Below are 16,434 nucleotides of genomic sequence, written 5' to 3' on the forward strand. Positions count from 1 at the left end.
TCATCCCCCCATCCGGTCCACCGCCCGCTGCCCTCCCCACCGGGCCACGATCGCGTTGTCCTGCGCATCAGCGGTGGTGCTGACGGCCATGACCGCCTCATACAACTGGGTGCTGTCACACCCCGGGCCCACTATGCCATGCTCAAAGACGATCTCATCCGCTGCGGAGAGCGAGAACGCCCCGAACGGCATCCGACCATTCTCGCGCAGCAGGTACTCGAGCAAGTCGCCTCGGATCTTGGCGCCCGTCACCACCACCGCGCGGACCTGCACGACGGCTCCCACGCCATCGAGCGGCAACACCCGGACGTCGACCACCGCCGACCCCATGACGAGCCGAATCACCGGGGAATCGTCGAACCGCAGCGTGAAGTCGCCGAACAGCTCCTCCATGAGGCCCCGAACCTGCTCGTAGGTGACTCGCTGCCCCTCAGATCTGAACTCCATGCCGAGCCTCCCGATCCCCTATGCGACCATGACGACCACACGCCCCACGATACAATACCCCCAACCGCCAAGCTCCGACATCTGGCGGCTCTGGAATTGACGGAGCAAGCGCTGGGTGGTATTTCGGAGGAGACTCCTCAAACCCCGCCCGTCCACCACCCAGGAGCACACCATGGCCTCCGTTGCCGTGCTGCAAACCAAGGAGAAGGTCCAACGCTTCCTCACCGACCTCGTCGAGCGCGTCGGCATCGACTCGGACGGCGACTTCCACTTCCGCCACGGCTCGGCGCACATCTTCGTCCGGGTGAGCGAGTGGCACGACGAGGAGACTTTGGTGCGCGTATGGGCACCCACCAACATCGGCATCCCGCCCACACCCGAACTGTTCAAGTACCTCGCGCTCGAAGGGAGCAACTACCTCTTCGGTCGGATCGATGCCATCGAGGACGAAGGCAAGGTCAATGTCCACTTTGCCCATACCCTGCTCGGAACGTACCTGGACCCCGAGGAATTGAAGTCCGTCGCGGCCGTGGTGGCGAAGACGGCCGATGAGATCGACGACAAGATCAAGAGTCTCTTCGGTGGCCGCGTCTTTCACGAGGAGTAAGGACCGATGCAGCTGTCGCGTGACGTACAGCTCCTGCGTGACTACGCCGCCGCCGAGGCGAAACGGGCCGGCCATGGGGTGATCGAACCACTGCACGTTGCGGCGGCCCTCGCCCGGAAGGACGCCGCGGGCTTTGCCTCCGCCTTCGGCGACTCGGCCTCGGCAGCGGTGATGCGGGCGCTCAAGGGATTGCCAGTCGCCTCGGGCCCGGCGGTCGAGTCACCTGCCCTCACCGAACTGCTGGGCGGATTGGCGATCGGCGAACGATCCCGAAGGCCTGCTGCGGGCGGTGATTGCTAGGGTGGCCGCCGTGCCGCCTGCTGCGGAAACAACGGCGACGGCCGCACCGCCCGCGGCACCGGCGGCAGAGACCGAGCCGCCGCGTCACCAAATCCCCTCGTCATTGACCCGATGCATCGAAGTCGTGCCACCGCGCACCGACATCCTCGATCGTGAGGACGTCGTGCGCCAACTAGTGTACGCCCTCAGTCAGCATGAACCAGATTCGGTGGCACTCGTTGGTGGGCTCGGGAGTGGCCGCACGGCCATCCTTGGCGCGCTCGCGGCGCACCTCGAGACGCTCCCCACCAACTCGCCGCTGGCCAAGTTGCCCATCTTTCGGGTGCGAGCGGACCGCGTGATCGGCGAGGAGCGCGCCAACACGCTCCGCAGGATCATCAAGGAAGTCGACCCCGCCATCATCCTCGCACTCGACGACACCGACCTGCTCGGCGCACTTGGCGGCGAGTACCCCGACCCTCAATCGGTCGGTGTCATCAACGCCCTGGTTTCCGATCCGAACCGCCGCAGCATCTTGGTACTCACGCCCGCAGGATTGACCAAACTCGGCACGATCGACCGCAGTCTGGTTGATCGCCTCCATGTGATCGACCTTGAGCCGCTCACGCGGACTGCCCTGCGCGCGATCGCGGAGGCACGCGCGCCGGCGCTGGCCGCCTTCCACCAGGTGGAGATTCCCGCGGCGATTCTCGATGCCGCGACTGAGCCACCTGAGCCGGATGATCGGTCCGAACACCCCGGCCTGATGCTGGAGCGTCTCGACCTCGGCTGCGCACGGGCGGCACATGCTCCCGAGCGCGTCGTGACGCGACTCGACTTGATGCCGGAGGCCGGCCTCGACCTGGTGCCGGATTTCGACCTCGCCGATGTCCGCGCGGCGCTCGGATCACGGATTCTCGGCCAGGAAGGCGCCATCGCGAGTGTCGTCAACCGACTCGCCATGACGCGTCGCAAGCTTGACCTCAATCCGGTCCGGCCCGACGGTGTCTTCCTCTTCGTCGGGCCGACCGGCGTGGGGAAGACAGCGCTCGGCACGGCGCTGGCGGAGACGGTGTATGGGGACCCGGAGGCGTGCATCCGACTGGACATGAGCGAGTATGCCCACGACTGGGCACTCTCGCGGCTGGTGGGGCCGCAGCCTGGATATGTGGGCTACACCGAGCCCGCAGGCTGGCTGACAACGCGCATCGCCGAGCGGCCGAACTGCGTGCTGCTACTCGATGAAATCGAGAAGGCCCACCCGACGGTCTGGAATGCCTTCTTGCAGGTGTTTGACGCCGGTCGCCTCACCGATTCCCGGGGGACGGTCGTAACCTTCTCGGATGTGATCGTGATCATGACCTCGAATTTGGGGAGCGAGTCGTATCGGAAGGCGCCGCTCGGCTTTCTCGGTGGCGATCAGATCCAGACGGTCAACGCGAAGGCGGTGGAGGCGGTAAAGGAGGCGATGGCGCCGGAGCTCGTGAACCGACTCGACGAGATCGTCGTCTTCCAGCCGCTAAGCGCGGCGGCCATCACGTCGATCGCCGAACAGGAGATCGACCGGGTGATCCACCGGCTGACAACCTCCGGCTACCAGGTCACGGTGCCAACGCCGGTGGTGGAGTGGATCGCGAGGAACGGCTACGATCCCGCCTATGGTGCCAGGCACCTGAGTCGGAGCATCGAGCGGTACCTGCTGCAATCGCTGGTGGCACAACCCCCGGGCCGCTGGAGCGCGGCAATGGAGGATGGGATGATTCGGTGGGCTTCGGACCACGACGGAGTGGCCTCATGACGCGGCATGGACTCTCGCATGGCACGGCAACCTTGGTGACCGTGGTCGCTGCAGGACTGTTGACGGAACATGCGCGGCAGCATCTGCCACTCCTCGCCCGGGCGCTGGATGGCGTCGCCGCCCAGATCTACCGCACGGGATGGATCAAGATCCCGCAAGAGGCCCTCACACCGCTGCTGCTTGGTTCGCTGCTGGCCGTGCTGTGGGGTGTGGCGTTCGCCGTGATCACGGGAAGCCGGAGTCGAAGTTGACGCGGGAAGAGGTCGCCCAGCACCTCCTCTCCCTCCGCGGCCACACCAGCGCCGACGACCTGCTGCAGGACCTGATCGAGGCGGCCGTCCGTTACGCCAGGTTGCGCGTCGATTGGGCGCTCCGGGATCGCGAGGGGCGGAGCGCGCTCGACCCCACTCGCAGCGCGGCCCACAACGCGCTGATCGACAGCTGCAACATCCTCGGGCGGGCCATGGGACGGGCCGGCGAGGATACGGCGTGGCGCGATGCGCTGGGCCATGATCGCAAGGTGATCGGCGACATGGCGTGCCACCTGCATTGCCTGCTGGGAGTGGCGGCGCGGTAGGGACTGCGGGACGAGATCCCGAATCCTCCACAAGTCACCATCCCCCACCATTTGGCAGGGACCGAAATTGCTCCCCGTTGACACCCCCTCGGCGGCGTAGCGATTGTTGCAAAGTCTCCTTTGCCCACCCCGCCCCACAATCTGACCCAGCAGGTCGCCCCAGTGTACTTGCAGCCGCCGTACCCGACCCGTGGGGGCTCGGGAGCATGACCGTCTCCATCCCTCCGGCACGATTCGTCGCTGGCTGTCTCGAGGTGGACCGGCCCCAAGGGGACCTTTGCCGAGTGGCTCCCTGGCCCGATCTCGGGGTACGGTCGGTGTACCGCGAGCTGGCAGTACCTGCCGGCGAAGAAGAGTTCCCGATCGATGTCTCCGTTGCTCGCCACGAATGGGTCGGGATACTCCCGCCGGTGGAGCCATTCCGGAAACGGGGTCGTGAGACCGAGCAGTTGCTGCTCCTTTCGGTCGCCCCTGCGCCGGTGGGCGGACAGGCGGGAGAATCCGCGGTCGCCTGGCGCGAGTTCCTGAGCCGGATCCCGCTCGAGGTTCTGGAACACGTCGTCCGCTTCCGTCCTCCGCACCTGCATCTACTCCGGTCCATCGCACGGCACCCGAGCATGCTCGACTTGGTGCGGAGCACCCCGGCATTGGCCTGGATGCTCGCCCATGCCGGAGAATTCCTCGGTGATGGTCATCCGCCGCTGGTTCCTGGAGAGATGGATCGGCTCGTGGCAAGCCGCCAACGCCTGATCGCCGCGCGTTTTGGCCTCGGAGACACGACGGCGACGATCCGGCTGCTCCGGAAGCTTCCAACGGCCTCGGTTCAGGTCGGTGCGCTGCGCGCCGTTCGCCGATTGCTCCGGAACGCAGATAGAGCGGCGTTCCTTGCCCACCTGCCGAAGGTCAATGTCGGGGTGTTGCTGCTTCTCGATTCCGACGACGGCGAGCGACTCGCCACGGACTCGCTCTGCCGAGAGGTCGCGGATCAGCGGGCAGAGGACCACGAGCCCGACACCCTCATGCTCCTTCAGGATCTGGGGCGGATGGCGGTGATTCTCCGACGCCCGCTGGATCGCTACCGGTCCATTGCCGCCGTCCGACATGATCACGCCGAGATGGTGCACCAGATGAACCAGCGGCCGAGGGCGCCACTGCGGCAGGAACCGGTTGTGCACCGGCCGGTCCCCATTACGCGGGTCAACACCGGAGACATCTTCCCGCCGCCGCCATTTCCTGGACTCGAGGATGGGTCGATCACGCCGCTCACGTCGTCCAGCGCGCTCGACAAGGAAGGGAAGGCGATGCACCACTGTGTGGCCGCGTATGGGCCGCTGGTGCAACTGGGGTCGTTGTACATCTATCGCGTGTTGCGCCCGCAGCGCGCGACAGTCGAACTGCGCATGGATGGCCGGGAGTGGCAACTCGGGCAGCTCAAGGGGCGCGACAATCGGGAGGTGTCGGACAGCACTCGGCAGGCGGTCGTCGCGTGGCTGGAGAAGGCACGACGGTATGTGGCTCGGAGTAGCCATTCACCGAGAGTCATGGCATAACCGAGCTGTGGTTAAAGATGGCGGATGTTGGGTGGCCCCGGCACTGGGGGCCGGGGGAGCGGCGAATGGAAATCGCAGAAGTCAAAGTGAGGGTGCACGCGATTGAAGCCGCGCTCGCCAGGGCGCCGTTCGTGGAGTTCCATGCCTTCGAACGCGACGGTCGCATGCTTCGCGTTGCCCTGACGGAGCGACTCCGGAAGGCCGCTCGCAAGGAGGGGGTCTGGTGCTCACCCGAGATGCTGGTCACACTCAAGAATGCAGCGTACGGGTTCGACGAACGGAACGCCCGCAGCGTCGGTGGGCGCGACGGCGTTTTCCTGATGGACCGAACCTTCAAGCCCGCGAATGAGATGATGGACAAGCTCTTTGATCGCTTTATCGACAAGCCCGGCAGCGGGATCGATGAGATGGCCAGAGCCTTGGGCGCCCCGAAATTAGATTTGCTACCGGTGCGTTTGGTCTCGCACCACATGCGCTTGCTCGGCGTCCTGGCCCGCCGCGATACAGCCGACTGGTTGGTGCTCGTGGACTGCGATCGCGCGGAGTAGCAGAGGGGGCATGACGCCGACCCCCAAGCGGGATCCCTTCAGTGCTAGGCGGAATGCCTTCCCAGCAGTGCCATCACCCGCACCAGCTCCCGGTCATCATCAGCGTAGGGCGCTTCAAACGGCGCAATTCGAATCCACTGCTCCCGTTGCTCCGGATGTACGTAGGACTCAAGGTCATCAAGCAGCAGCGTGGTTGAGATTTCGGCACCCTCGATGAATCGGAGATCCTTGTACTGCCCAGTACACTGGAGGTGTGGCAGCGTCTCGAACCACTCGGGCGCCGACCCCTCGTCAGCCAGGCGACGTGCCACATCCCGAAACCTGGCTTCATTGACCGCCGTGTAGATCAGGACGTGCGAGACCCGGTCGCGACAAAATTCGAGGAAGGCGTAAAGGCCCGGTCGAGGAAACTGACTGACCGCGTTCGAGATCAGGGTACCTTCGAGGTCGAGCGCGAGGGTTTCTACACTACGGCTTGGGGACATTGGAACCTCGGTGATTGACAGTCGCGGCTGCATGATGCGGATATTGGGCGACCCGCTCCCCAAGTCTTGTGATGGTGAGGGGCGCGCGGGATCGGGGTCGTGGACGCGAGGACCGCGTAGGGGCGAGGCATGCCTCGCCCCTCTCTCCCACGCGCATGGGCCCATAACCCGGCGTGCGACGTCGGACCGCAGCGTCAGCGAGCCCCGACCCGGGCGCCCCTGCACACCTTGCTACATCGACCACACGCCGGCTGCGCCGGCGCCGCGCATTGACATGCGCGGCTGAAGATTCCCGTCGTCACCGCCCCAACCCCGCCGGCCCCTTCCTCCGCCCCACCGCCACCGCCAGCACCGCCAACGCCAGCAAATACGGCAGCGCCAGGAAGAGCTGATACGGCACCGCGCTCCCGCTCGCCTGGAAGGTGAACTGCAGCGCCGTCGCCGCGCCGAAGAGCAGCGCGGCCATCGCGGCGCCAAGCGGATGCCAGCGGCCCAGCACCACGATGGCGATCGCGATGAAGCCGCGCCCCGCCGTCATCTTCTCGGTGAAGGTGCCGACCTGTGCCAGCACGAGCGAGGCGCCCGCGAGTCCGGCGAAGGCACCACCGATCAACGTGCCGATGGTCCGCACCCGCCCCACCCGTACTCCCATCGCGCTGCGCCGCGCTCGGCGATTCCCCCGCCGCACGCAGCTCCAGCCCGAACCGCGTGCGGAAGAGCAGCCACGCGACCGCGGGCACCAACAGATAGACGGCGTAGCTGAGCAGCGACTGGCTGAAGAGTGCCGGGCCGATCAATGGAATGGCGCTGAGCCCGGGGATCGGCACTGCCGCCATCGTCGGCACCGTGAGCCCTGCGCCTGCATTGCCGAAGGCGATCCGCGCGATCAACCCGGTGAGCCCAGTCATGCCGAGCGTCACCGCGGTGCCGGTGATGATCTGGTCGGCGCGCGCGCCGATCGCGACCGCGGCGACGATCGCCGATGTCGCGACGCCGGCGAGCACACCCGCCGCAACGCCACCCGCCGCACCGAATGACACCGCACCCACCGCCGCGCCGAGCGCGCCGGCGAGCATCGCGCCCTCGATGCCGAGGTTGAGCACGCCGCCGCGTTCGCTCACCGTTTCGCCGAGCGCGGCCAGCGCCAGCGGCGTGGCGACGCGCACCGTCGCCGCCGCGAAGCCACTGACCAGCGCGAGTTCAATCACTTCGGCTTCACCGGATGCTTGAGGCGTCGATCCTCGACCCGGCGGATCGAATCGAGCTGCGCACTGATCGCCGGTTGCGCGGCGCGCAGGTCGCGCTGCTCCCCGGGATCCTGCGCCAGGTTGAAGACGCGCATGGTGTCCTGCATCCAGACCGCCTTCCAGTTGCCCCGCAGGACCGCGCTCTGGTTCCGATCGGGGGAGTACCACACCTGGTACGGTCGCAGCGCGAAGCTCGCCCCGACGCCGATGATCGGAGCGAAGGAGCGGCCGTCGATGTCGCTCGGCGCCGGCATCCCCGCGACCTGCGTCAGCGTGGCGTGCAGGTCGGTGAAGTCGACGCGTCCGGCGTAGTTGCCGCCCGGCTTCACGACGCCGGGCCAGGTGAAGATCCCGGGAACGCGCAGCCCGCCGTCGTAGAGATCGCCCTTGAAGCCGCGGTATCCCATGGTGCCGTTGAACCAGCGGCCGGCGATGTCGCTCTGACCGTCGTTGGCGATCTTCAGGAAGGTCGCGCCGTTGTCGGAGAGGAAGACGATCAGCGTCTTCCGCGTGAGGCCGAGCGAGTCGAGCAGCGCGCGGATTGCCCCGACGTCCTGATCGAGCCGGCTCACCTGCGCCGCGTAGCTCTTCTTGGGGAGCGGCCACGGCTTGTCGGCATAGGCGCCGAGCGTCGGGGTTTCGTAGCCGCCATCGGGCGAGCTCCGTGCAATCTCGTTGTGGATGTGCGGAAGGTTGGTGGCCCAGTAGAGGAAGAAGCGGCGGCCGGCGTTGGCGCGCACGAACGCAAATGCGCGGTCGCGCATCAGGTCGGGGGCGTAGGCCCGTTTCACCGTTGCCTGACCCGCTCCCATCTTGGTCGGCTTCGGCACCACGTTGCCCGTGCGCAGCGAATCGGTACCGTCGATCAGGAACTCGGGATAGAAGTTGTGCGCGTGCACCTGGTCGCGATAGCCGAAGAAGACGTCGAAGCCTTGCGCCTGCGGCCACGACTCGGGGCGGGCATCCCACGAGAGCCCCCACTTCCCGAAGAGCCCCGTCGCGTACCCCGCACTCCGCAGCCGCTCGGCGAGCGTCACGTCCTCGGGCCGCAAGTAGTCGTTGTCGTTGTCGTCGAGGCGGCAGGTGCCGTTGTGATGCCCCGTCATCAGCGAGCAGCGCGCCGGGCCGCAGACGCCGGCACTCGAGCGGAACTCGGTGAAGCGCATCCCGTCGCGCGCCAGCCGGTCGATGTTCGGCGTCGCGATCTCCTGCTGCCCCCACGCGCCGAGCTCGCCGATCCCGAGGTCGTCCGCGAGGATGACCACGATGTTGGGCGGTTCCACGCCGGCGCCGCTGCGGGAGCCGGCCCCGGCGCAGGCGGCGAGGAAGAGCATCGGGACGAATCGGAGTCTGGTGGCGAAGGTCATAGGTCGTAGGTCGTAGGTCGTAAGTCGTTGGTATGCGGATCGATCATCGATCATCGATGGACGATCATCGATTCACCGTCAGCGTATGCACCCGAAACGTCACGAAGCCATCCTCGTCCTCGCTCTTGAGCATCACGCGATTGGCGCCGAACGCGACGACCGGGTCCTTGCCGGTGCCGACGAGGCGGCCGAGGATGGTGCCGTCCTTCTGGACGGCGGTCCACGCCCAGGTCGTCTCGGCAACATGTACCCGCCATCCTGATCCAGGCGACGCCGTCCGGGCCAACAGCGCCCTGGCGATCAGCGGCAGAGTCGCCGGGCCGCCCGCCCGACTCGGGAGCGCCGCACCCGCCCGCGCCTCGGGCCGGCGTCGACCGCCTGCGCCCGCCTCCGGGGCGGCCACGCGACCGCACCATCGCCGCATCATCAACGCCCAGTGTCGCAGGCGAGACAAGGAAGTCCCCCCACTGGTGACAGGATCGGCGCTTGCGGACGTCCGCCCCAGTGCGCCGGCCCGGGATGGACAGAGCACGACGGTCGGCGCCGCGTCCAATCGAGCGGGCGCCACTGCACCGGGGTCTGCGACCAGATCGGTGTGAAGGCAAGCCGTCGTCGAGAGATCCCGTCACCGCCTGCCGACACGCCACCGCGGCCCGCAGGCTGCTCCACTCCCAGCACCAAAGGAGAGGCGGTTGCGCGCCATCCTCAGACGCCGATCGCCAAGCCATGACACGTCCCCGGCGCGGAATTCCCCGGCCCTCTCCGGCCCGGCCGATCCGTTCACGACGCCGCCACCACGGACCATTCGGCAAACAAGACGATTCGTCCATCGAGGAGCACGCGGTTCACACCCGCGTCAGGTCACCTCGAGCTCGCTCCCCTTCACCTCGTCACCGGCTTCTTGCTCATCACGAAGCGTGGTGCCCGATCAAACGCATCCGCCGGATGCTCGTAGATCGCCACGCCGGCCGAGTCGCGGACGACCGGTGCGAGCGGCGCAGTGTTGCCGGTGGCCAGGCCGCCGGCGGCATCCTCCGCGGCGCCGCGCAGGGGCGCAGCGAGCATGGTCGAAAGGGGTTAGGGAGCGCAGGTGCTGCGCCGGTGGATGCGGATCGATCATCGATCCGCCCACACCCCCGCTTCATCATCGCTGTTCGCTGTTCGCCGTTCGCTGCGCCACGACCATCGTCACGATCACCACCGCCTGCACCACCTGCACCGCCACGGCCGGGATCCCGGCGTCGCGCTGCATCGCCCCGGCGCCTGCTTCGAGGGCCCCAAAGAGCACTCCTGCTATGACCACGCCGAGCGGCTGGAGCCGCCCGAGCAGCGCTACTGCGATCGCGGTGAAGCCGTAGCCGGGGGAGAGATTGAGGTAGAGCGCATAGGATACGCCGCTGACCTCGACCGCACCACCGAGCCCGGCCAGCGCGCCACTCGCCAGCAGCGCCACCGCCAGCAGCCGCCCGCTCCGGATCCCGCCGCTCACCTCGGCGGCGCGTGGCCCCGCGCCGACGGCGCGCAACTCGAAGCCCCAGCGCGTCTTGCGCAGCAACACCATCAATCCGACCGCCACCAGAACCGCCAGCACCAGCCCCAGGTGCAGCCGCGCCCCGGGGAGCAGCTTCGGCAGCTGGGCCGAGGCGGCGATCGCCGCGCTCTGCGGATAGACATGGGTCGGCTCCTGCATCGGACCGCTCACCGCCCAGCTCACCGCCGCCTCGGCCACAAAGTTCAGCAAAAGCGTCGAGATCACCTCGGTCACCCCGAAGCGCAGCTTGAGGAACACCGGCACCGCCATCCAGGCGATCCCGCCGATCATCCCGGCCGCGAGCACGATCGGCAGCGCCACCACCATCGGCAGCCCGCCGACATGCGTCCCCGCCCACGCCGCCGCCATCGCGCCGAGGGCGAACTGCCCCTCCATCCCGATGTTGAGTGCACCGCCTCGGCTCCCGAGGGTAAAGGCGAGCCCGAGCAGGATGAGCGGGGTGGCGCGGACGAGTGTCGCCGAGGTGATGGCGTACCACGAGCCGAAGGCGCCGCGCCAAAGCGCGCCGAGGGCGAGCGGCACATCGAAGCCGGCGACCAGGAGGAAGAGGGCGAGCAATACGAGCCCGAGGGCGAACGCTCCGCCGGTGACCATCGCATCGCGAAGGCCCGCCCGCGAGGAGGTAGTCACGTCGTGTCTCCCACAGCGAGCATCGCATCGCCCACCACGTCGCGCGGGGTGCCGATCGGCAGTTCGGTCAGCGTGCCATTGGCCATCACGAAGAGTCGATCGGCGATCTCGAGCACCTCGTCGAGATCGGAGGAGTGGACGACGACCGCCGCCCCACTCGCCGCCGCAGCACGCAGCCGTTCATGGATCGCCGCCGTGGCCTGCACGTCGAGGCCGCGCGTCGGATCCTCCACCACCAACACCCTGGGCGCCCGCTCGAGTACGCGCGCAAAGATCAGCTTCTGCTGGTTGCCGCCGCTGAGCGATGCGGCCGGGGTATCGGCATCGCCGCCACGCACGTCAAACGCCTCAAGCAGTTCGGCCGTCCGCACCCTGAGCGCCGGCCAGTCGAGCCACCAGGGTGCGGTGTGGTCGCCGAGCAGGATGTTCTCGGTCAACGTGAGCGCGGGGATGATTCCCTCGGTAGTGCGATCCTCCGGCACGAACGCGACGGGCCCGCTCACGGTGAGTGACCCACTCCGCGGCGCGGCCTCGTCGAGCCCGGCGATGGCGCGGAGCAGCGCCCGCTGCCCATTCCCCTCGATCGCCGCGACGCCGACGACCTCACCGGACCGGATCACGAAGTCGAGTGGCACCCGCTCCACCACCAACCGCTCGGCGCGCACCACCACCTCGCCGATCACCGGCGCCATGCGCTCGACGCGCGGCAGGTCGCCGCCGATCATCGCGCGCGAGAGACTCGCCGGCGTCTCGCCTGCCACTGGCCCGGTGAAGGTCACCTTCCCGCGACGCAGCACCGTGACCCGATCAGCCGCCGCGAACACCTCGTCGAGCTTGTGGGTGATCAGCACCACCGCCCCACCCTTCGCCGCGAAGTCGCGCACCAGCTGCAACAGCTCCGTCACCTCGCGCGGGGCGAGCACCGCACTCGGTTCGTCCAGTAGCAGCACCCGCGCATCGCCCGCCAACGCCTTCACGATCTCGAGCCGCTGCCGCAGCTGCACCGAGAGCGTCTCGACGACCGCCGTCGCGTCGAGCGGCAGCCCGAGCCGCGCAATCACCTCCGCGGCGCGCCGCTCGGCCGCCCGCCCCGTCTCCCGCCACCCCGCCGCCAGCGCGATGTTCTCCGCGACGGTGAAGGCGGGGATCGAGGAGAAGTGCTGGGCGACAGTGCCAACGGGCGCAGCATGCTGCGCCCGGACGCTGCCCGCATCCGGAGAGATCTGCCCCGCCGCAATCCGGATCAGCGTGCTCTTCCCCGCGCCGTTCTCGCCGAGCAACGCATGCACCTCGCCGGCGGCAACGTCGAAGGAGACGTCGTCGAGGGCGAGGAGGGCGCCGAAGCGCTTCGAGATATTGGTGAGGGAGAGCATGGAGTATGAGATGATGGATCATGGATGATGGATGATGGATATGCACGCAAGCCATCCATCATCCATCATCTATCATCCATCATCCTCAGAGCCCCGTCGGATGATCATGAAACGCCCACGCCACGCCGAACCGCTCCGCGAGCAGTTGGGCGAGCGCCTTCACGCCGACCGTCTCGGTGGCGTAGTGGCCGGCGTAAAGGACGTTGACGCCGTACTCGAGCGCGTCGAAGGTGGTGTGGTGCGCGCCTTCGCCGGTGATGTAGGTGTCGAGGCCCGCGGCGGCCGCCTGTTCGATCCGACCGCCCGCGCCGCCGGTGATGATCCCGACGCGCGTGGTCGTCTCCGGGCCGCCGGGGATCAGGTGCACCTGGTCGCCCAGCAGCTCCGTCAGCCTGGTCACCAACAAGTCGCGCGGTGAGATCAGGTGGCCCGACGCGCCGAACGGCATTCCCTTGTAGCTGTCGAACGGCACCGGGTCGAGGATGCCGAGCATCTTGGCGAGGACCGCGTTGTTGCCAACCTCGGGATGCACGTCGAGCGGGATGTGTGCGCTGTACACCGCCACGTCGTGATCGAGCAGCGCCTTGATCCGCCGGTAGCGCCGGCCGGTCACCGGACGATTGCCGTCCCAGAAGAGGCCGTGGTGCACCAGCAGCATCGTGCCGCGCGGACACTCCGATACCACCTTGTCGATGGTTCGCTGCGTCGCGTCGACGGCGGCCACGATCGATGTCACCTCACCCTCGTTCGCCACCTGCAATCCGTTCACCGCACCCGACTCGTCGGGCACCTCACGGATCCGCAGGTAGCCGTCGAGGAAGTCGACCATCTCGCTCAGCGCGGCAGTTCTCATGGCGTCTTCACTCCGGCAACGACGAGGGTTCCCGCGATGATCGAATCGCGCGCGGCCTGCACCCGCTCCGCGAGCCCGGTGGGCCAGATGCGCGTGAGCGCCGGGTTCGTGGCGAAGGAGATCACGCCGCTCTCCAGTCCGAATGACTCGACGCGCGGCGTAAAGCGGTTCTCCTTCACCTCGCGCGCCACCAGGAGCATCGCGCGCGGCAGGTCGAGCACCGCCGAGCCGACCACCCGCTCGGGCGCGAGCGCGGTCTGGTCGGCATTCGCCCCATAGACATAAACATTGGGCGATTCCTTCGCGGCGCCGAAGAGGCCAATGGCCGCCGCATCCGCGTTGTGGTGCAATTGGTCGACGCCGAGGCGGATCATCGCAAGCGCCGCTTCCTTGCCGGCGGCGGCGTCATCGAAATTGCCGAGGTAGGTGAGCCGCGTCTCGACGCCGGGATGCGTCGCCTGCGCGCCCTGCACCCAGCCATCGTAGCCGAGCTTGATCGGTGGCAACTCCATCCCGCCAACGAAGCCGATCTTGCCGCTCTTGGTGAGTGCGCCGGCCACCATCCCGGCGAGGTAGGTGGCTTCGTGAATGCGGAAGACCAGCGGCACCACCTTCCCGGCGACCTGCTGCCCCGAGGTGATCACGAAGACGGTGTTGGGGAAATCCTTCGCGACGCGCTCGGCAGGCGCCTGGAATTCGTAGCCATGTCCGTACACCATCGTGTAGCCGGCGGCCGCGTACGAGCGGAGTGCCTCTTCCTGGTCGGCCGGGGTGCGCGCCTCGATGTGCGAGATGGCTGCGCCGAGCGAGTCCTTGATCTGCTCGAGCCCCGCGAAGGCCCCGGCATTCCACGCCGCATCGGCGATGGATCCGGGCGTGATCAGCGCCACGCGGAACGCGCCGTCGTTGGCCGATGGCTTCGGCGCACACGCGCCGACGAGCAGGAGTGCGGACAGCAGAAGGAGACGGCGCATGCCAGGACCTGGGTGAGGGTCGGCTGTCGAAGTCGAATCAGGAACTGGGTGCTACCCCGCCACCCGGCGGGTGGTTCGCGTCACCCTTCGAATGGCGCCCCGAGGAGCATCTCGAGCAGGCGCGCGAGATCGTCGTTGGAGTAATACGAAATGGCGAGGAGGCCGCGCCCGCGCCGCTTGGCGGTGAGGCGGACGTCGGTGCCGAGGCGCTTGCGCAGAGCGTCTTCGATGCGGCGCGCATCGGCCGACGACGACTTCGCCGCGGGTGGCTTCTTCATCATCTTGCCGCGCGCCTTCTCGGGTGCCTCACCGCGCACTACCGCCTCGACCTCGCGCACCGACCACCCCTTCTCGACCGCTTCCTGCGCCAGACGCGAGATCTCGCGTTGATCCTCGATCGCGAGCAACGCGCGCGCATGCCCCTCGGCGAGATGCTTCCCGGCGAGCAGCTCCTGCACATCGGCGGGCAACTTCAGCAGGCGCAGCGTGTTGGCGATGGTCGAGCGATCCTTGCCAACGAGCCGCGCCACTTCGGCCTGCGGAATCGAGAACTCCGCCATCAGCCGTTGATAGCCGGCGGCTTCGTCGAGCGCGGAAAGATCGTCGCGCTGCAGGTTCTCGATCAGGGCGAGCGTGAGCGCGGTGCGATCATCGAACTCGCGAACGACCGCGGAGACCTTGGCCCACCCCAGGCGCTGCACCGCACGCCAGCGGCGTTCGCCGGCGATCAACTCGTAGCGATTCCCGACCGGACGCACCACGATCGGCTGCAACAATCCCGACGCCTCGATCGACGAGGTGAGTTCGGCGAGCGCGTCCTCGTCGAAGGTCCGACGCGGCTGATACGGATTCGCGGAGATCGCGCCAACGGCGATTTCGCGCAGCGCACCAGTTGCCTCGGCCTGCTCACGCGAGATCGGACCGAGCAGCGACTCGAGTCCGCGCCCCAACCGCTTTGAGTCGCTCATGTCGCGCCTCCCCCGCTGCGGCCCTTGGTGAGACCGACCGTGCGCTTCATCAACTCCTGCGCGACGGCCAGGTAACTCTTGGCGCCGATCGACTGCACATCGTACAGGAGGATCGGCTTGCCGAACGACGGCGCCTCGGCCAGGCGCACGTTTCGCGGAATCACGGTGCGGAAGACCTTCGCGCCGAAATACTCCTTCGCCTCAGTGACGACCTGCTTCGAGAGGTTGAGACGGTTGTCGTACATCGTGAGGAGGACGCCTTCGATCTGGAAGTCCGGATTGAAGTTCTGCTGGACGACGCGTATCGTGTTGAGCAGCTGTGAGATACCCTCCAACGCGTAGTATTCGCATTGGATCGGAATGATGACCGCATCGGCGGCCGTGAGGACGTTGAGGGTCACCAGGCCGAGCGAGGGGGGGCAGTCGATCAGGATGTACTCGTAGTCATCCTGAATGGCGTCGATGACGCCGCGCAGAATGGTCTCCCGATTCGGCATGCCGATGAGTTCGAGCTCGGCGCCGACGAGATCCTGGGTGGCCGGAAGGACATGCAGGAAGGGGAGCTGGGGGTCCTGCCGCACCACATCTTTGACGCTAAGTCCATCAATCAGAATGTCATAGAGCGACCGTTCCACGCTCCCCTTCTCGATCCCGACCCCAGACGTGGCGTTCCCTTGGGGGTCGGCGTCGATGAGCAGGGTCTTCCGCTCCGCGATGGCCAGAGAGGCGGCGAGGTTGACAGCAGTCGTGGTCTTGCCGACGCCACCCTTCTGGTTGGCGATCGCGATGGTACGGGCCATGGGGAGTCCGGTGGGAGAAGCTAACTCCGAAAGATATGGGGGTTTGGTCGGGACGGATAGCGGGAGGCCAGAGTTTCACGTGAAACGGGTACCGCGAACGGCGAACAAGGGATTATGGATAATCGATGGTCGAGGTAGGCGGGGGGCGCGCGGAGTCGGGGTCGTTGACGCGAGGACCGTCCAGTCGCTCGCCGGGTGACCATCTGTCAGTCGGGCCTCAGCCCCGCCGGCGTGCGACGTCGGACCGCAGCGTCAGCGAGCCCCGACCCGTGCGCCTCCCGCGGGGGCGACCCCCAGTGTGCAGCGGGCCCGACCTGGGGGCTCCGGTCTCGCGTGTTCCAAGCGTCTTCGCCGCGGCGCCCCCTATACAGCATGCCGG

The 16,434-nt window shown here is 67.5% G+C and carries 20 protein-coding genes; 8 read left to right on the top strand and 12 right to left on the bottom strand.

Going from position 1 to position 16,434, the window contains the following annotated elements; genetic code table 11:
- Positions 1 to 447, bottom strand: coding sequence for a YbjN domain-containing protein (locus IPP98_06170; GenBank protein MBL0178699.1), 447 nt, complete (start codon positions 445 to 447; stop codon positions 1 to 3).
- Between the two features lie 172 nt (positions 448 to 619).
- Between IPP98_06170 and IPP98_06175 the strand changes: the two genes are divergently transcribed.
- From IPP98_06175 to IPP98_06205, 7 genes are all read left to right on the top strand, one after another.
- Positions 620 to 1,054, top strand: coding sequence for a hypothetical protein (locus IPP98_06175; GenBank protein MBL0178700.1), 435 nt, complete (start codon positions 620 to 622; stop codon positions 1,052 to 1,054).
- Between the two features lie 6 nt (positions 1,055 to 1,060).
- Entirely contained in the window at positions 1,061 to 1,354 is a 294-nt protein-coding gene (locus tag IPP98_06180; GenBank protein MBL0178701.1) for a hypothetical protein, read from the top strand.
- Positions 1,355 to 1,478: 124 nt separating this feature from the next.
- Complete coding sequence (locus tag IPP98_06185) at positions 1,479 to 3,131, top strand: ATP-dependent Clp protease ATP-binding subunit (protein ID MBL0178702.1); 1,653 nt, start codon at positions 1,479 to 1,481, stop codon at positions 3,129 to 3,131.
- Positions 3,128 to 3,382 (top strand): hypothetical protein, encoded by a 255-nt coding sequence (locus IPP98_06190; GenBank protein ID MBL0178703.1) that lies wholly within the window; start codon positions 3,128 to 3,130, stop codon positions 3,380 to 3,382. Before IPP98_06185 ends, IPP98_06190 begins: the two co-directional genes overlap by 4 nt.
- Positions 3,379 to 3,708 carry a hypothetical protein gene (locus IPP98_06195; GenBank protein MBL0178704.1) on the top strand — a complete coding sequence of 110 codons (330 nt, stop codon included), beginning with the start codon at positions 3,379 to 3,381 and terminating at the stop codon, positions 3,706 to 3,708. Before IPP98_06190 ends, IPP98_06195 begins: the two co-directional genes overlap by 4 nt.
- 284 nt (positions 3,709 to 3,992) lie before the next feature.
- Positions 3,993 to 5,258, top strand: coding sequence for a PcfJ domain-containing protein (locus IPP98_06200; GenBank protein MBL0178705.1), 1,266 nt, complete (start codon positions 3,993 to 3,995; stop codon positions 5,256 to 5,258).
- 65 nt (positions 5,259 to 5,323) lie between these two features.
- Complete coding sequence (locus IPP98_06205) at positions 5,324 to 5,806, top strand: hypothetical protein (GenBank protein ID MBL0178706.1); 483 nt, start codon at positions 5,324 to 5,326, stop codon at positions 5,804 to 5,806.
- 44 nt (positions 5,807 to 5,850) lie between these two features.
- Here the strand turns inward: IPP98_06205 and IPP98_06210 are convergent, their stop codons facing one another.
- The gene (locus IPP98_06210; GenBank protein ID MBL0178707.1) at positions 5,851 to 6,291 is read right to left on the bottom strand and encodes a hypothetical protein; all 441 of its coding nucleotides are present in this window, start codon (positions 6,289 to 6,291) and stop codon (positions 5,851 to 5,853) included.
- 298 nt (positions 6,292 to 6,589) lie between these two features.
- The gene (locus IPP98_06215; GenBank protein MBL0178708.1) at positions 6,590 to 6,931 is read right to left on the bottom strand and encodes a hypothetical protein; all 342 of its coding nucleotides are present in this window, start codon (positions 6,929 to 6,931) and stop codon (positions 6,590 to 6,592) included.
- Between the two features lie 161 nt (positions 6,932 to 7,092).
- Here IPP98_06215 and IPP98_06220 point away from each other — a divergent pair, with 161 nt between their 5' ends.
- Positions 7,093 to 7,521 carry a hypothetical protein gene (locus IPP98_06220; GenBank protein MBL0178709.1) on the top strand — a complete coding sequence of 143 codons (429 nt, stop codon included), beginning with the start codon at positions 7,093 to 7,095 and terminating at the stop codon, positions 7,519 to 7,521.
- Here the strand turns inward: IPP98_06220 and IPP98_06225 are convergent.
- The 9 genes from IPP98_06225 to IPP98_06265 form a co-directional block, all read right to left on the bottom strand.
- Entirely contained in the window at positions 7,496 to 8,905 is a 1,410-nt protein-coding gene (locus IPP98_06225; protein MBL0178710.1) for a sulfatase-like hydrolase/transferase, read from the bottom strand. The two genes, IPP98_06220 and IPP98_06225, sit on opposite strands and share 26 nt — an antisense overlap.
- Positions 8,906 to 8,969: 64 nt before the next feature.
- On the bottom strand, positions 8,970 to 9,308 hold the full coding sequence (locus IPP98_06230; GenBank protein ID MBL0178711.1) for a hypothetical protein: 339 nt from the start codon (positions 9,306 to 9,308) through the stop codon (positions 8,970 to 8,972).
- 479 nt (positions 9,309 to 9,787) lie between these two features.
- On the bottom strand, positions 9,788 to 9,970 hold the full coding sequence (locus tag IPP98_06235) for a hypothetical protein (protein MBL0178712.1): 183 nt from the start codon (positions 9,968 to 9,970) through the stop codon (positions 9,788 to 9,790).
- A 79-nt stretch (positions 9,971 to 10,049) separates the two neighbouring features.
- Positions 10,050 to 11,087 carry an ABC transporter permease gene (locus IPP98_06240; GenBank protein ID MBL0178713.1) on the bottom strand — a complete coding sequence of 346 codons (1,038 nt, stop codon included), beginning with the start codon at positions 11,085 to 11,087 and terminating at the stop codon, positions 10,050 to 10,052.
- Positions 11,084 to 12,460 (bottom strand): ATP-binding cassette domain-containing protein, encoded by a 1,377-nt coding sequence (locus IPP98_06245; protein MBL0178714.1) that lies wholly within the window; start codon positions 12,458 to 12,460, stop codon positions 11,084 to 11,086. Before IPP98_06245 ends, IPP98_06240 begins: the two co-directional genes overlap by 4 nt.
- Before the next feature lie 85 nt (positions 12,461 to 12,545).
- Positions 12,546 to 13,313 (bottom strand): Nif3-like dinuclear metal center hexameric protein, encoded by a 768-nt coding sequence (locus IPP98_06250; protein MBL0178715.1) that lies wholly within the window; start codon positions 13,311 to 13,313, stop codon positions 12,546 to 12,548.
- Positions 13,310 to 14,287 (bottom strand): BMP family protein, encoded by a 978-nt coding sequence (locus tag IPP98_06255; protein MBL0178716.1) that lies wholly within the window; start codon positions 14,285 to 14,287, stop codon positions 13,310 to 13,312. Before IPP98_06255 ends, IPP98_06250 begins: the two co-directional genes overlap by 4 nt.
- An 80-nt stretch (positions 14,288 to 14,367) precedes the next feature.
- Positions 14,368 to 15,255: a ParB/RepB/Spo0J family partition protein gene (locus IPP98_06260; GenBank protein MBL0178717.1), complete on the bottom strand. Its 888-nt coding sequence runs from the start codon at positions 15,253 to 15,255 to the stop codon at positions 14,368 to 14,370.
- On the bottom strand, positions 15,252 to 16,055 hold the full coding sequence (locus IPP98_06265; protein MBL0178718.1) for a ParA family protein: 804 nt from the start codon (positions 16,053 to 16,055) through the stop codon (positions 15,252 to 15,254). Before IPP98_06265 ends, IPP98_06260 begins: the two co-directional genes overlap by 4 nt.
- Positions 16,056 to 16,434: the final 379 nt, after the last annotated feature.

The sequence above is a fragment of the Gemmatimonadota bacterium genome, from assembly GCA_016720805.1.
In the GTDB taxonomy this organism is placed as follows: Bacteria; Gemmatimonadota; Gemmatimonadetes; order Gemmatimonadales; family GWC2-71-9; genus Palsa-1233.

Coding starts and splice junctions, on each gene's coding strand:
- IPP98_06180 (MBL0178701.1), top strand. CDS start 1,061: ATGCAGCTGTCGCGTGACGTACAGCTCCTGCGTGACTACGCCGCCGCC.
- IPP98_06220 (MBL0178709.1), top strand. CDS start 7,093: ATGGCGCTGAGCCCGGGGATCGGCACTGCCGCCATCGTCGGCACCGTG.
- IPP98_06245 (MBL0178714.1), bottom strand. CDS start 12,460: ATGCTCTCCCTCACCAATATCTCGAAGCGCTTCGGCGCCCTCCTCGCC.
- IPP98_06235 (MBL0178712.1), bottom strand. CDS start 9,970: ATGCTCGCTGCGCCCCTGCGCGGCGCCGCGGAGGATGCCGCCGGCGGC.
- IPP98_06205 (MBL0178706.1), top strand. CDS start 5,324: ATGGAAATCGCAGAAGTCAAAGTGAGGGTGCACGCGATTGAAGCCGCG.
- IPP98_06210 (MBL0178707.1), bottom strand. CDS start 6,291: ATGTCCCCAAGCCGTAGTGTAGAAACCCTCGCGCTCGACCTCGAAGGT.
- IPP98_06190 (MBL0178703.1), top strand. CDS start 3,128: ATGACGCGGCATGGACTCTCGCATGGCACGGCAACCTTGGTGACCGTG.
- IPP98_06255 (MBL0178716.1), bottom strand. CDS start 14,287: ATGCGCCGTCTCCTTCTGCTGTCCGCACTCCTGCTCGTCGGCGCGTGT.
- IPP98_06170 (MBL0178699.1), bottom strand. CDS start 447: ATGGAGTTCAGATCTGAGGGGCAGCGAGTCACCTACGAGCAGGTTCGG.
- IPP98_06175 (MBL0178700.1), top strand. CDS start 620: ATGGCCTCCGTTGCCGTGCTGCAAACCAAGGAGAAGGTCCAACGCTTC.
- IPP98_06265 (MBL0178718.1), bottom strand. CDS start 16,055: ATGGCCCGTACCATCGCGATCGCCAACCAGAAGGGTGGCGTCGGCAAG.
- IPP98_06250 (MBL0178715.1), bottom strand. CDS start 13,313: ATGAGAACTGCCGCGCTGAGCGAGATGGTCGACTTCCTCGACGGCTAC.
- IPP98_06260 (MBL0178717.1), bottom strand. CDS start 15,255: ATGAGCGACTCAAAGCGGTTGGGGCGCGGACTCGAGTCGCTGCTCGGT.
- IPP98_06225 (MBL0178710.1), bottom strand. CDS start 8,905: ATGACCTTCGCCACCAGACTCCGATTCGTCCCGATGCTCTTCCTCGCC.